Genomic DNA, 13,720 nt, shown 5'->3' with positions numbered 1-13,720 from the left:
GGTAAATTTGAGCGGACCAAGCCGCACGTCAACGTTGGTACGATTGGTCACGTTGACCACGGCAAGACGACGCTGACGGCAGCGATCACGACGGTGCTGACGAAGAAGTTCGGCGGCGAAGCGAAGGCATACGACCAGATCGACGCGGCACCGGAAGAAAAGGCGCGCGGCATCACGATCAACACGGCACACGTCGAGTACGAAACGGCCAACCGCCACTACGCACACGTCGACTGCCCGGGCCACGCTGACTATGTGAAGAACATGATCACGGGCGCAGCGCAGATGGACGGCGCGATCCTGGTTTGCTCGGCAGCAGACGGCCCGATGCCGCAAACGCGTGAGCACATCCTGCTGGCACGTCAGGTTGGCGTTCCGTACATCATCGTGTTCCTGAACAAGTGCGACATGGTGGACGACGCTGAACTGCTCGAGCTGGTCGAGATGGAAGTTCGCGAACTCCTGTCGAAGTACGACTTCCCGGGCGACGACACGCCGATCGTGAAGGGTTCGGCAAAGCTGGCGCTGGAAGGCGACACGGGCGAGCTGGGCGAAGTGGCGATCATGAGCCTGGCAGACGCGCTGGACACGTACATCCCGACGCCGGAGCGTGCAGTTGACGGCGCATTCCTGATGCCGGTTGAAGACGTGTTCTCGATCTCGGGCCGTGGTACGGTGGTGACGGGTCGTGTCGAGCGCGGCATCGTGAAGGTCGGCGAGGAAATCGAAATCGTCGGTATCAAGCCGACGGTGAAGACGACCTGCACGGGCGTTGAAATGTTCCGCAAGCTGCTGGACCAAGGTCAAGCAGGCGACAACGTTGGTATCCTGCTGCGCGGCACGAAGCGTGAAGACGTGGAGCGTGGCCAGGTTCTGGCGAAGCCGGGTTCGATTACGCCGCACACGCACTTCACGGCTGAAGTGTACGTGCTGAGCAAGGACGAAGGCGGCCGTCACACGCCGTTCTTCAACAACTACCGTCCGCAGTTCTACTTCCGTACGACGGACGTGACGGGCTCGATCGAGCTGCCGAAGGACAAGGAAATGGTGATGCCGGGCGACAACGTGTCGATCACGGTGAAGCTGATCGCTCCGATCGCGATGGAAGAAGGTCTGCGCTTCGCAATCCGCGAAGGTGGCCGTACCGTCGGCGCCGGCGTCGTCGCCAAGATCATCGAGTAAGCCAGTTATTCGTTGATCGACAGTTTTGGGGCTGGCAACAGCCAGCCCCAGTATGGTTTAGGGGTATAGCTCAACTGGCAGAGCGTCGGTCTCCAAAACCGAAGGTTGGGGGTTCGATTCCCTCTGCCCCTGCCAAAAATCGCCACGTGTCCCACGTGGCATTTGTTTTAAGGTGTTATGGCGAATCCATCCGTCGAAACTGTAAATACCTCCGGCGATAAGCTGATGCTGGCCCTGGGCGTATTGCTGGTCTTGGCCGGATTCGTGGGCTTCTTCTGGCTGGCCAACCAGCAGTGGTATGTCCGCGGTGCCGCATTGGCGGTAGGTATCATCGCCGGCGTGGCCGTCGGTCTGATGTCCGCACCTGGCAAGAGCCTCATCGCGTTTGCCAAGGATTCGTACAAGGAAGTCCGCAAGGTCGTTTGGCCCACCCGCAAGGAAGCAACGCAAACCACACTCGTCGTGTTCGGTTTCGTGCTCGTGATGGCGATTTTCCTCTGGTTGAGTGACAAATCGATCGAATGGGTGATTTTCTCGGCGATTCTGGGTTGGAAATGATATGAGCGATACTCCGGCATCCCCGAGCGGAAAGCGTTGGTACGTCGTGCACGCCTACTCCGGTATGGAGAAGAGCGTGCAACGTGCGCTTCAGGAGCGCATCGAACGTGCTGGCATGCAGGACAAATTCGGTCAGATCCTGGTTCCGACCGAAGAAGTGGTCGAAGTCAAGGGCGGCCACAAGGCTGTAACCGAGCGTCGTTTCTTCCCCGGCTACGTGCTGGTGGAAATGGAAATGACGGACGAAACGTGGCACCTCGTGAAGAACACGGCGAAGGTCACGGGTTTCGTCGGCGGTGCGCGTAACCGCCCGACCCCGATTTCCCCGAAGGAAGTCGAGAAGATCATGTCGCAGATGCAGGAAGGCGTCGAGAAGCCGCGCCCGAAGACCCTGTTCGAAGTTGGCGAGATGGTGCGGGTCAAGGAAGGCCCGTTCACGGACTTCAACGGCACGGTCGAGGAAGTCAACTACGAGAAATCGCGCGTGCGGGTGTCGGTCACCATCTTTGGCCGCTCCACCCCGGTCGAACTCGAGTTCGGCCAGGTCGAAAAAGTTTGATCCCGATTCGGTGGGCAGCCTCGGCTGCCCACCTTCGCGCTTACGGTCCGCGTTATGGCCGTTGAGGAGCGTCAGTAGCCAGCGGCGAAAGCGCGTTATCACTCACCGAACGCCCCTCCGGCGTTCCAATGAGGTTCACAAATGGCAAAGAAGATTATCGGCTTTATCAAGCTGCAGATCCCTGCAGGTAAAGCCAACCCGTCGCCGCCGGTCGGTCCGGCACTGGGCCAGCGCGGCCTGAACATCATGGAGTTCTGCAAGGCGTTCAACGCGCAGACTCAAGGCATGGAGCCGGGTCTGCCGGTGCCGGTGGTCATCACGGCATTCGCTGACAAGAGCTTCACGTTCGTGATGAAGACGCCGCCGGCGACCGTCCTGATCAAGAAGGCGGCGAAGGTGGACAAGGGCTCGAGCAAGCCGCATACCGACAAGGTTGGTTCGATCACGCGCGCTCAAGCCGAAGAAATCGCGAAGACCAAGATGCCGGACCTTACGGCAGCTGATCTGGACGCAGCCGTTCGCACCATCGCTGGTAGCGCACGCTCGATGGGCATCACTGTGGAGGGCGTGTAAATGGCTAAGATCTCCAAGCGCCGTCAGGCATTTGCCGCCAAGGTCGACCGTCAGAAGCTGTACGCGATCGAAGACGCACTGGCACTCGTGAAGGAATGCGCGAGCGCGAAGTTCAACGAATCGATCGACGTCGCAGTTCAGCTCGGCATCGATGCGAAGAAGTCGGACCAGGTTGTTCGTGGTTCGGTCGTTCTGCCGGCAGGTACGGGCAAGTCGGTTCGCGTTGCCGTGTTCGCGCAAGGCGAAAAGGCCGAGCAGGCACGTGCAGCAGGCGCGGAAATCGTCGGTATGGAAGACCTGGCTGAGCAGATCAAGGCTGGCCAGATGGACTTCGACATCGTGATCGCTTCGCCGGACACGATGCGTATCGTCGGTACGCTCGGTCAGATCCTCGGCCCGCGCGGCCTGATGCCGAACCCGAAGGTCGGCACGGTCACGCCGGACGTCGCAACCGCCGTCAAGAACGCGAAGGCTGGTCAGGTGCAATTCCGTGTCGACAAGGCCGGTATCATCCACGCGACCATCGGCCGTGCATCGTTCGAATCGACCGCACTGCGTTCGAACCTGTCGGCACTGATCGAAGCGCTGCAAAAGGCGAAGCCGGCAACGAGCAAGGGCGTCTACCTGCGCAAGATCGCACTGTCGAGCACGATGGGCGTCGGCGTGCGTGTCGACCAGGCTACGCTGGCAGCACAGTAAGCAAGTATTCGGGCCGCTTCGTTCGCGAAGCGGCCTACATGGGCTTTGGGCGGTTGTTCGTGCAGTAGGGCGGGCAACCGGTTATCAAAGACCGTTGGTGGGACGCAGCAGGCAGGCGATCCCTTAATTCAAGCCAACGCAGATGGCGAACCCGAAAAAGTTTTGCAGTGGTGAAGCCGCAGGTCGTGAAGTGATTCACGGCGTGAGGTGGAAATACTCCTAACGAGGTCGGACGCCGTTGTTGAACGAGGTACGTGAGGTTTCGTGCCTAACGTATCGTTTCTGGAGGCTAACCGTGCCGCTTAATAGAGAAGACAAGCAAGCCGTCGTCGCTGAGGTTTCCGCGCAAGTCGCGAAGGCTCAGACCGTTGTGCTGGCTGAGTATCGTGGAATTGCGGTTGGCGATCTGACCAAGCTGCGCGCGAAAGCGCGTGAGCAACAGGTTTACCTGCGCGTGTTGAAGAACACGCTGGCGCGTCGCGCTGTTGAAGGTACGCCTTTTGCTTCGCTGGCAGAGCAGATGACTGGCCCCCTGATCTACGGCATCTCGGAAGATGCAATTGCTGCTGCTAAGGTCGTCAACGACTTCAGCAAGAGCAATGACAAGTTGGTCATCAAGGCTGGTTCGTTCGATGGCAAGGTGATGGACAAGGCTGGCGTGCAAGCGCTGGCAAGCATCCCGAGCCGCGAAGAACTGCTCTCGAAGCTGCTGTTCGTTATGCAATCGCCTGTTTCGGGCTTCGCGCGTGCTCTGGCCGCGCTCGCCGAGAAGAAGCAAGCGGAAGCTGCGTAAGCGAACGTGCATCAGCGTTACTGATCGCTGGCTGTATCCGAATTCAATTTAGGAGTATTTCAAATGGCAATCGCAAAAGAAGACATCCTGGCAGCAGTCGAAGGGATGACCGTTCTGGAACTGAACGAACTGGTCAAGGCGTTCGAAGAGAAGTTTGGCGTGTCGGCGGCTGCAGTGGCAGTCGCTGGCCCGGCAGGCGGCGGCGCTGCTGCTGCTGTTGAAGAGAAGACCGAATTCACGGTCGTTCTGACTGAAGCAGGCAGCAACAAGGTTGCAGTCATCAAGGCAGTTCGTGAACTGACGGGCCTGGGCCTGAAGGAAGCGAAGGACGTCGTTGACGGCGCACCGAAGGCTGTCAAGGAAGGCGTCGACAAGGCTGCTGCTGAAGAAGCCAAGAAGAAGCTGGAAGAGGCAGGCGCGAAGGTCGAAGTCAAGTAAGTTTCGACGCGCTGTGCGAAGGCTGGCGGTATTTTCACCGCCGGCCTTTTTGTGCTTTGTGGGGACGTTCTTCTGGCACTCATTCGGGAGCCCGAATAATCGGCCCCAGAAGCCAAAGAAAACCGCCAAATCGTTGTCAATGGTCACGATTGGCGTTTCTCTTTGTCTTCTGAAGCGACTGCAGAAGGCAAGTTTGGTCGGGTAGCGGGCAACACAGGCATCCGCTGCCGTCAGCCAGCGGTTGGTAGCGGCCAACCACCAAGCTTCTCGGCTCGTTCAAGCCGTTGGACGGCCATCGGGTCTCAGTCGGTGAACACTCGGGTTTGAAACGTCCTGGTATTCCGCCTCGACAGCACCCGCCGTGATTCGGAGATCGTATGCAATATTCCTTCACCGAGAAGAAGCGCATTCGCAAGAGTTTCGCGAAGCGCCCCATCGTTCACCAAGTTCCGTTCTTGCTGGCTACCCAGCTTGAATCATTCAGCACGTTTCTGCAAGCCGATGTGCTTGGCACGCAACGCAAGCCTGAAGGTTTGCAGGCCGCATTCACATCGGTATTTCCCATTGTTTCGCACAACGGCTTCGCGCGCCTCGAGTTCGTGAGCTATGCGCTGTCCTCGCCGGCATTCAACATCAAGGAATGCCAGCAGCGGGGCCTGACGTACTGCTCCGCACTGCGCGCGAAGGTCCGCCTCGTCATCCTCGACAAGGAATCGCCGAACAAGCCGGTCGTCAAGGAAGTGAAGGAGCAGGAAGTGTACATGGGCGAAATGCCGCTCATGACGCCGACGGGCTCGTTCGTCATCAATGGCACCGAGCGTGTCATCGTCTCGCAGCTGCACCGTTCGCCGGGCGTGTTCTTCGAACACGACAAGGGCAAGACGCACAGCTCGGGCAAGCTGCTGTTCTCGGCACGGATCATTCCGTACCGCGGCTCGTGGCTCGACTTCGAATTCGATCCGAAGGACATCCTGTACTTCCGCGTCGACCGTCGCCGCAAGATGCCGGTCACGATCCTGCTGAAGGCCATCGGCCTCACGCCGGAACAGATCCTCGCGAACTTCTTCGTGTTCGACAACTTCACGCTGATGGACGAAGGCGCGCAACTCGAGTTCGTGCCCGAGCGCCTGCGTGGTGAAGTCGCGCGCTTCGACATCACGGATCGTGATGGCAAGGTCATCGTCCAGAAGGACAAGCGGATCAACGCGAAGCACATTCGCGACCTCGAAGCCGCGAAGACCAAGTTCATCTCGGTGCCGGAAGACTATCTGCTCGGCCGCGTGCTGGCGAAGAACGTCGTCGACGGCGACACCGGCGAAGTGATCGCGACCGCGAACGACGAAGTCACGGAAAGCGTGCTCGAGAAGCTGCGTGAAGCGGGCATCAAGGACATCCAGACGCTCTACACGAACGATCTGGACCAGGGTCCGTACATCTCGTCGACGCTGCGTGTCGACGAAACGACCGACAAGACGGCCGCGCGCATCGCGATCTACCGCATGATGCGTCCGGGCGAGCCGCCGACCGAAGAAGCGGTCGAGGCCCTGTTCAACCGTCTGTTCTACAGCGAAGAAGCGTACGACCTGTCGAAGGTCGGCCGTATGAAGTTCAACCGCCGCGTCAGCCGTGACGAGATCACCGGCCCGATGACGCTGCAGGACGACGACATCCTCGCGACGATCAAGATCCTCGTCGAGCTGCGCAACGGCAAGGGCGAAGTGGACGACATCGACCACCTCGGCAACCGTCGCGTGCGTTGCGTCGGCGAACTGGCGGAAAACCAGTTCCGCGCGGGTCTAGTGCGTGTCGAGCGCGCGGTCAAGGAACGCCTCGGCCAGGCCGAAAGCGAAAACCTGATGCCGCACGACCTGATCAACTCGAAGCCGATTTCGTCGGCGATCCGCGAGTTCTTCGGTTCGTCGCAGCTGTCGCAGTTCATGGACCAGACCAACCCGCTGTCGGAAATCACGCACAAGCGCCGTGTTTCCGCACTGGGCCCGGGCGGTCTGACGCGCGAACGCGCAGGCTTCGAAGTGCGTGACGTGCACCCGACCCACTATGGCCGCGTGTGCCCGATCGAAACGCCGGAAGGTCCGAACATCGGTCTGATCAACTCGCTCGCACTGTATGCGCACCTGAACGAGTACGGCTTCCTCGAGACGCCGTACCGCAAGGTCGTGGACAGCAAGGTGACCGACCAGATCGACTACCTGTCGGCGATCGAGGAAGGCCGCTACATGATCGCGCAGGCGAACGCCGCGATCGACGAGAACGGCACGCTGATCGACGAACTCGTGTCGTCGCGTGAAGCCGGCGAAACGATGATGGTCACGCCGGACCGGATCCAGTACATGGACGTCGCGCCGTCGCAGATCGTGTCGGTTGCAGCTTCGCTGATCCCGTTCCTCGAGCACGACGACGCGAACCGTGCACTGATGGGTTCGAACATGCAGCGTCAGGCCGTGCCGTGTCTGCGTCCGGAGAAGCCGGTCGTCGGTACGGGCATCGAGCGCACCTGCGCGGTCGACTCGGGCACGACGGTTCAGGCGTTCCGTGGCGGTGTCGTCGACTACGTCGACGCAGGCCGTATCGTGATTCGCGTGAACGACGACGAAGCGGTCGCGGGTGAAGTCGGTGTCGACATCTACAACCTGATCAAGTACACGCGTTCGAACCAGAACACGAACATCAACCAGCGTCCGATCGTGAAGATGGGCGACAAGGTCTCGCGCGGCGACGTGCTGGCCGACGGCGCCTCGACGGACCTGGGCGAACTCGCGCTCGGCCAGAACATGCTGATCGCGTTCATGCCGTGGAACGGCTACAACTTCGAAGACTCGATCCTGATCTCGGAGAAGGTTGTTGCGGACGATCGCTACACGTCGATCCACATCGAAGAGCTGAACGTCGTTGCACGTGACACGAAGCTCGGACCGGAAGAAATCACGCGCGACATCTCGAACCTGGCGGAAGTCCAGCTCGGCCGTCTCGACGAATCGGGCATCGTGTACATCGGTGCTGAAGTCGAAGCGGGTGACGTGCTGGTCGGCAAGGTCACGCCGAAGGGCGAGACCCAGTTGACGCCGGAAGAGAAGCTGCTGCGCGCGATCTTCGGCGAGAAGGCTTCGGACGTGAAGGACACGTCGCTGCGCGTGCCGTCGGGCATGAGCGGTACCGTGATCGACGTCCAGGTGTTCACGCGCGAAGGGATCCAGCGCGACAAGCGTGCGCAACAGATCATCGACGACGAACTGAAGCGCTACCGTCTCGACCTGAACGACCAGCTGCGCATCGTGGAAGGCGACGCGTTCCAGCGTCTCGCCCGCATGCTGGTGGGCAAGGTCGCGAACGGCGGTCCGAAGAAGCTCGCGAAGGGCACGAAGATCGACCAGGCTTACCTGGAAGACCTCGACCACTACCACTGGTTCGACATCCGCCTCGCGGACGACGAAGCAGCGGCACAGCTCGAAGCGATCAAGAATTCGATCGAAGAGAAGCGTCACCAGTTCGACCTCGCGTTCGAAGAGAAGCGCAAGAAGCTCACGCAAGGCGACGAACTGCCGCCGGGCGTGCTGAAGATGGTCAAGGTGTACCTCGCGGTGAAGCGCCGTCTGCAGCCTGGCGACAAGATGGCAGGCCGTCACGGTAACAAGGGTGTCGTGTCGAAGATCGTCCCGATCGAAGACATGCCGTACATGGCCGACGGCCGTCCGGCAGACGTCGTGCTGAACCCGCTCGGCGTGCCGTCGCGGATGAACGTGGGTCAGGTACTGGAAGTGCACCTCGGCTGGGCCGCGAAGGGCCTCGGCTGGCGTATCGGCGAAATGCTGCAGCGTCAGGCGAAGATCGAGGAAATGCGCGTATTCCTGACGAAGATCTACAACGAGTCGGGCCGCCAGGAAGATCTGGAAAGCTTCACCGACGACGAGATCCTCGAACTCGCGAAGAACCTGCGCGAAGGCGTGCCGTTTGCAACGCCGGTGTTCGACGGTGCGACCGAGGAAGAAATGGGCAAGATGCTCGACCTCGCGTTCCCGGACGACATCGCGGAACAGCTCGGCATGAACCCGTCGAAGAACCAGGTCCGCCTGTACGACGGCCGCACGGGTGAGATGTTCGAACGTCGCGTGACGCTCGGCTACATGCACTACCTGAAGCTGCACCACTTGGTCGACGACAAGATGCACGCGCGTTCGACCGGGCCGTACTCGCTCGTCACGCAGCAGCCGCTGGGTGGTAAGGCGCAGTTCGGTGGCCAGCGTTTCGGTGAAATGGAAGTGTGGGCACTCGAAGCGTACGGCGCGTCCTACGTGCTGCAGGAAATGCTGACGGTGAAGTCGGACGACGTGAACGGCCGGACGAAGGTTTACGAGAACCTCGTCAAGGGCGATCACGTGATCGATGCAGGCATGCCGGAATCCTTCAACGTGCTCGTGAAGGAAATCCGCTCGCTCGGTATCGACATCGATCTCGACCGCAATTAATCGGACTACGGAGAGAAGGCAATGAAAGCTCTGCTCGATCTATTCAAGCAAGTCCAACAGGAAGAAGTTTTCGACGCGATCAAGATCGGTCTGGCCTCGCCGGACAAGATCCGTTCGTGGTCGTTCGGCGAAGTGAAGAAGCCGGAGACCATCAACTACCGTACGTTCAAGCCGGAACGCGATGGTCTCTTCTGCGCGAAGATCTTCGGGCCGATCAAGGACTACGAGTGCCTGTGCGGCAAGTACAAGCGTCTGAAGCACCGCGGCGTGATCTGCGAGAAGTGCGGCGTCGAAGTGACGCTGGCGAAGGTGCGTCGCGAACGGATGGGCCACATCGAACTGGCCTCGCCGGTCGCGCACATCTGGTTCCTGAAGTCGCTGCCGTCGCGTCTGGGCATGGTGCTCGACATGACGCTGCGCGACATCGAACGCGTGCTGTACTTCGAAGCGTACGTGGTGATCGAACCGGGCATGACGCCGCTGAAGGCGCGGCAGATCATGACCGAAGAGGATTACTACAACAAGGTCGAGGAATACGGCGACGAATTCCGTGCCGAGATGGGCGCGGAAGGCGTGCGTGAACTGCTGCGCGCGATCAACATCGACGAGCAGGTCGAGACGCTGCGCACCGAGCTGAAGAACACCGGCTCGGAAGCGAAGATCAAGAAGTACGCGAAGCGCCTGAAGGTCCTCGAGGCATTCCAGCGCTCGGGCATCAAGCCCGAGTGGATGATCCTCGAAGTGCTGCCGGTGTTGCCGCCGGAACTGCGTCCGCTCGTGCCGCTGGACGGCGGCCGTTTCGCGACGTCGGACCTGAACGACCTGTATCGCCGCGTGATCAACCGTAACAACCGGTTGAAGCGTCTGCTCGAGCTGAAGGCGCCTGAAATCATCGTCCGCAACGAAAAGCGGATGCTGCAGGAAGCCGTCGACTCGCTGCTCGACAACGGTCGTCGCGGCAAGGCGATGACGGGCGCGAACAAGCGTCCGCTGAAGTCGCTCGCCGACATGATCAAGGGCAAGGGCGGTCGTTTCCGTCAGAACCTGCTGGGCAAGCGCGTCGACTACTCGGGCCGTTCGGTCATCGTGGTCGGCCCGACGCTGAAGCTGCACCAGTGCGGTCTGCCGAAGCTGATGGCGCTCGAGCTGTTCAAGCCGTTCATCTTCAACAAGCTGGAAGTGATGGGCGTCGCGACGACCATCAAGGCGGCGAAGAAGGAAGTCGAGAACCAGACGCCGGTGGTGTGGGACATCCTCGAAGAGGTGATCCGCGAGCACCCGGTGATGCTGAACCGTGCGCCGACGCTGCACCGTCTCGGTATCCAGGCGTTCGAGCCGGTCCTGATCGAAGGCAAGGCAATTCAGCTGCACCCGCTCGTCTGCGCGGCGTTCAACGCCGACTTCGACGGTGACCAGATGGCCGTTCACGTGCCGCTGTCGCTCGAAGCGCAGATGGAAGCGCGCACGCTGATGCTGGCGTCGAACAACGTGCTGTTTCCGGCCAACGGTGATCCGTCGATCGTGCCGTCGCAGGATATCGTGCTTGGTTTGTACTACGCGACCCGCGAAGCGATCAACGGCAAGGGTGAAGGCCTGTCGTTCACCGGCGTGTCGGAAGTGATCCGCGCGTACGAGAACAAGGAAGTCGAGCTGGCATCGCGCGTCAACGTGCGGATCACCGAAATGGTCCGCAACGAGGACACGTCGGAAGGCGCGCCGCAATTCGTGCCGAAGATCTCGCTGTACGCGACGACCGTCGGTCGCGCGATCCTGTCGGAGATCCTGCCGCACGGCCTGCCGTTCTCGGTGCTGAACAAGCCGCTGAAGAAGAAGGAAATCTCGCGCCTGATCAACACCGCATTCCGCAAGTGCGGTCTGCGTGCGACGGTCGTGTTCGCCGACCAGCTGATGCAGTCGGGTTTCCGTCTCGCGACGCGCGCCGGTATTTCGATCTGCGTGGACGACATGCTCGTGCCGCCGCAGAAGGAAACGATCGTCGGCGACGCCGCGAAGAAGGTGAAGGAGTACGACCGCCAGTACATGTCGGGTCTCGTCACCGCGCAGGAACGCTACAACAACGTGGTCGACATCTGGTCGGCAACGTCGGAAGCGGTCGGCAAGGCGATGATGGAGCAGCTGTCGACGGAGCCGGTGACGGACCGCGACGGCAACGAGACGCGCCAGGAGTCGTTCAACTCGATCTACATGATGGCCGACTCGGGCGCCCGGGGTTCGGCGGTGCAGATTCGTCAGCTGGCCGGTATGCGAGGCCTGATGGCGAAGCCGGACGGCTCGATTATCGAGACGCCGATTACCGCGAACTTCCGCGAAGGCCTGAACGTGTTGCAGTACTTCATCTCGACCCACGGTGCACGTAAGGGTCTGGCTGATACGGCACTGAAGACCGCGAACTCGGGTTACCTGACGCGTCGTCTCGTCGACGTCACGCAGGATCTCGTGGTGGTCGAGGACGATTGCGGCACGTCGAACGGCGTCGCGATGAAGGCACTGGTCGAAGGCGGTGAAGTCGTCGAAGCGCTGCGCGACCGTATCCTCGGCCGCGTCGCGGTCGCGGACGTCGTGAACCCGGAAACGCAGGAAACGCTGTACGAATCGGGCATGCTGCTCGACGAAACGGCGGTCGAGGAAATCGAACGCCTCGGCATCGACGAAGTGCGCGTGCGCACGCCGCTGACCTGCGAAACGCGTTACGGTCTGTGCGCGGCCTGCTACGGCCGAGACCTGGGCCGCGGCTCGCTCGTGAACGTCGGCGAAGCAGTCGGCGTGATCGCGGCACAGTCGATTGGTGAACCGGGCACGCAGCTGACGATGCGTACGTTCCACATCGGTGGTGCGGCATCGCGTGCGGCTGTGGCGTCGTCGGTCGAAGCGAAGAGCAACGGTATCGTGCGCTTCACGGCGACGATGCGTTACGTCACCAACGCGAAGGGCGAGCAGATCGTCATTTCGCGTTCGGGCGAAGCGCTGATCACCGACGATTTCGGTCGCGAGCGCGAGCGTCACAAAGTGCCGTACGGCGCGACGCTGCTGCAGCTCGACGGCGCGACGATCAAGGCCGGTACGCAGCTGGCAACGTGGGATCCGATGACGCGTCCGATCATCACCGAGTACGGTGGTACGGTGAAGTTCGAGAACGTCGAGGAAGGCGTGACCGTCGCGAAGCAGATCGACGACGTGACCGGCCTGTCGACGCTGGTCGTGATCGACGTGAAGCGTCGTGGTTCGCAAGCTTCGAAGAGCGTGCGTCCGCAGGTGAAACTGCTCGACGCGAACGGCGACGAAGTGAAGATCCCGGGCACGGAGCACGCAGTGCAGATCGGCTTCCAGGTCGGCGCACTGATCACCGTGAAGGACGGCCAGCAAGTGCAGGTGGGTGAAGTGCTTGCACGTATCCCGACCGAAGCGCAGAAGACGCGTGACATTACCGGCGGTCTGCCGCGGGTGGCGGAGCTGTTCGAAGCGCGTTCGCCGAAGGATGCCGGCATTCTCGCGGAAGTCACCGGTACGACGTCGTTCGGTAAGGACACGAAGGGCAAGCAGCGTCTCGTCATCACGGACCTCGAAGGCAATCAGCACGAGTTCCTGATCGCGAAGGAAAAGCAGGTCCTGGTCCACGATGCTCAGGTCGTCAACAAGGGCGAAATGATCGTGGACGGCCCGGCCGATCCGCACGACATCCTGCGTCTGCAGGGTATCGAAGCGCTGTCGCGCTACATCGTCGACGAAGTGCAGGACGTGTATCGTCTGCAGGGCGTGAAGATCAACGACAAGCACATCGAGGTGATCGTTCGCCAGATGCTGCGTCGTGTGCAGATCACCGATAACGGCGATACGCGCTTCATCCCGGGCGAACAGGTCGAGCGTTCCGACATGCTGGACGAGAATGATCGCATGATCGCCGAGGACAAGCGTCCGGCGTCGTACGACAACGTGCTCCTCGGTATCACGAAGGCGTCGCTGTCGACCGACTCGTTCATCTCCGCGGCATCGTTCCAGGAAACGACCCGCGTGCTGACCGAGGCGGCGATCATGGGCAAGCGCGACGATCTGCGCGGCCTGAAGGAAAACGTGATCGTCGGCCGTCTGATCCCGGCCGGTACGGGTCTCGCGTTCCACAAGGCACGCAAGGCGAAGGAGATGTCCGACCGCGAGCGTTTCGACCAGATCGCAGCGGAAGAGGCATTTGACTTCGGTACGCCGAGCGCGCCGGCCGAAGAGCCGCAGCACCCGGCAGCCGAGTAAGCGCGGGCGGCGCGAGCTGCCTCACGTTGCGCTATTCGCTGTCATCGAAACCGCCCGGTCCGCCGGGCGGTTTTTTTTATCCGTCGTTCACGTGCATGACGGGCTTGCCGCACGGTTGCGCAGGCCCGTCATGCGCGCGCACGAACCCTGTCCGATTGGCTAACGTTGCAC

General features: G+C 61.0%; 9 protein-coding genes and 1 tRNA gene. All 10 read left to right on the top strand.

Annotated features, from left to right (window positions below):
* Nucleotides 1-1,182, top strand: a 1,182-nt coding sequence (gene tuf, locus DIE23_RS34140) for an elongation factor Tu (RefSeq protein WP_027805213.1), incomplete at its 5' end; no start/stop codon positions are given.
* A gap of 59 nt (nucleotides 1,183-1,241) precedes the next feature.
* Nucleotides 1,242-1,317, top strand: a tRNA-Trp gene (locus DIE23_RS34135).
* A 42-nt stretch (nucleotides 1,318-1,359) separates the two neighbouring features.
* Nucleotides 1,360-1,740, top strand: coding sequence for a preprotein translocase subunit SecE (gene secE, locus DIE23_RS34130; protein WP_006482892.1), 381 nt, complete (start codon nucleotides 1,360-1,362; stop codon nucleotides 1,738-1,740).
* A 1-nt stretch (nucleotide 1,741) separates the two neighbouring features.
* On the top strand, nucleotides 1,742-2,299 hold the full coding sequence (gene nusG / locus DIE23_RS34125; RefSeq protein WP_006400672.1) for a transcription termination/antitermination protein NusG: 558 nt from the start codon (nucleotides 1,742-1,744) through the stop codon (nucleotides 2,297-2,299).
* 141 nt (nucleotides 2,300-2,440) lie between these two features.
* A complete protein-coding gene (rplK, locus tag DIE23_RS34120; RefSeq protein WP_006477201.1) occupies nucleotides 2,441-2,872 on the top strand; it encodes a 50S ribosomal protein L11 in 432 nt (143 codons plus the stop codon).
* Entirely contained in the window at nucleotides 2,873-3,571 is a 699-nt protein-coding gene (gene rplA / locus DIE23_RS34115) for a 50S ribosomal protein L1 (RefSeq protein ID WP_017333534.1), read from the top strand. It abuts the gene before it with no gap.
* Between the two features lie 295 nt (nucleotides 3,572-3,866).
* A complete protein-coding gene (rplJ, locus tag DIE23_RS34110; RefSeq protein ID WP_124616623.1) occupies nucleotides 3,867-4,364 on the top strand; it encodes a 50S ribosomal protein L10 in 498 nt (165 codons plus the stop codon).
* 63 nt (nucleotides 4,365-4,427) lie between these two features.
* On the top strand, nucleotides 4,428-4,802 hold the full coding sequence (rplL, locus tag DIE23_RS34105) for a 50S ribosomal protein L7/L12 (RefSeq protein WP_124616621.1): 375 nt from the start codon (nucleotides 4,428-4,430) through the stop codon (nucleotides 4,800-4,802).
* 377 nt (nucleotides 4,803-5,179) lie between these two features.
* Nucleotides 5,180-9,286, top strand: coding sequence for a DNA-directed RNA polymerase subunit beta (gene rpoB, locus DIE23_RS34100; RefSeq protein WP_124616619.1), 4,107 nt, complete (start codon nucleotides 5,180-5,182; stop codon nucleotides 9,284-9,286).
* Between the two features lie 21 nt (nucleotides 9,287-9,307).
* Complete coding sequence (gene rpoC / locus DIE23_RS34095) at nucleotides 9,308-13,549, top strand: DNA-directed RNA polymerase subunit beta' (RefSeq protein WP_124616617.1); 4,242 nt, start codon at nucleotides 9,308-9,310, stop codon at nucleotides 13,547-13,549.
* Nucleotides 13,550-13,720: the final 171 nt, after the last annotated feature.

Origin of the sequence: Burkholderia sp. Bp9143, from assembly GCF_003853645.1 — a bacterium.
Classification (GTDB): Bacteria; Pseudomonadota; Gammaproteobacteria; order Burkholderiales; family Burkholderiaceae; genus Burkholderia.
The sequence above is the reverse complement of the archived record's forward strand: the minus strand, read 5'-3'. Positions and strand labels throughout refer to the sequence as shown.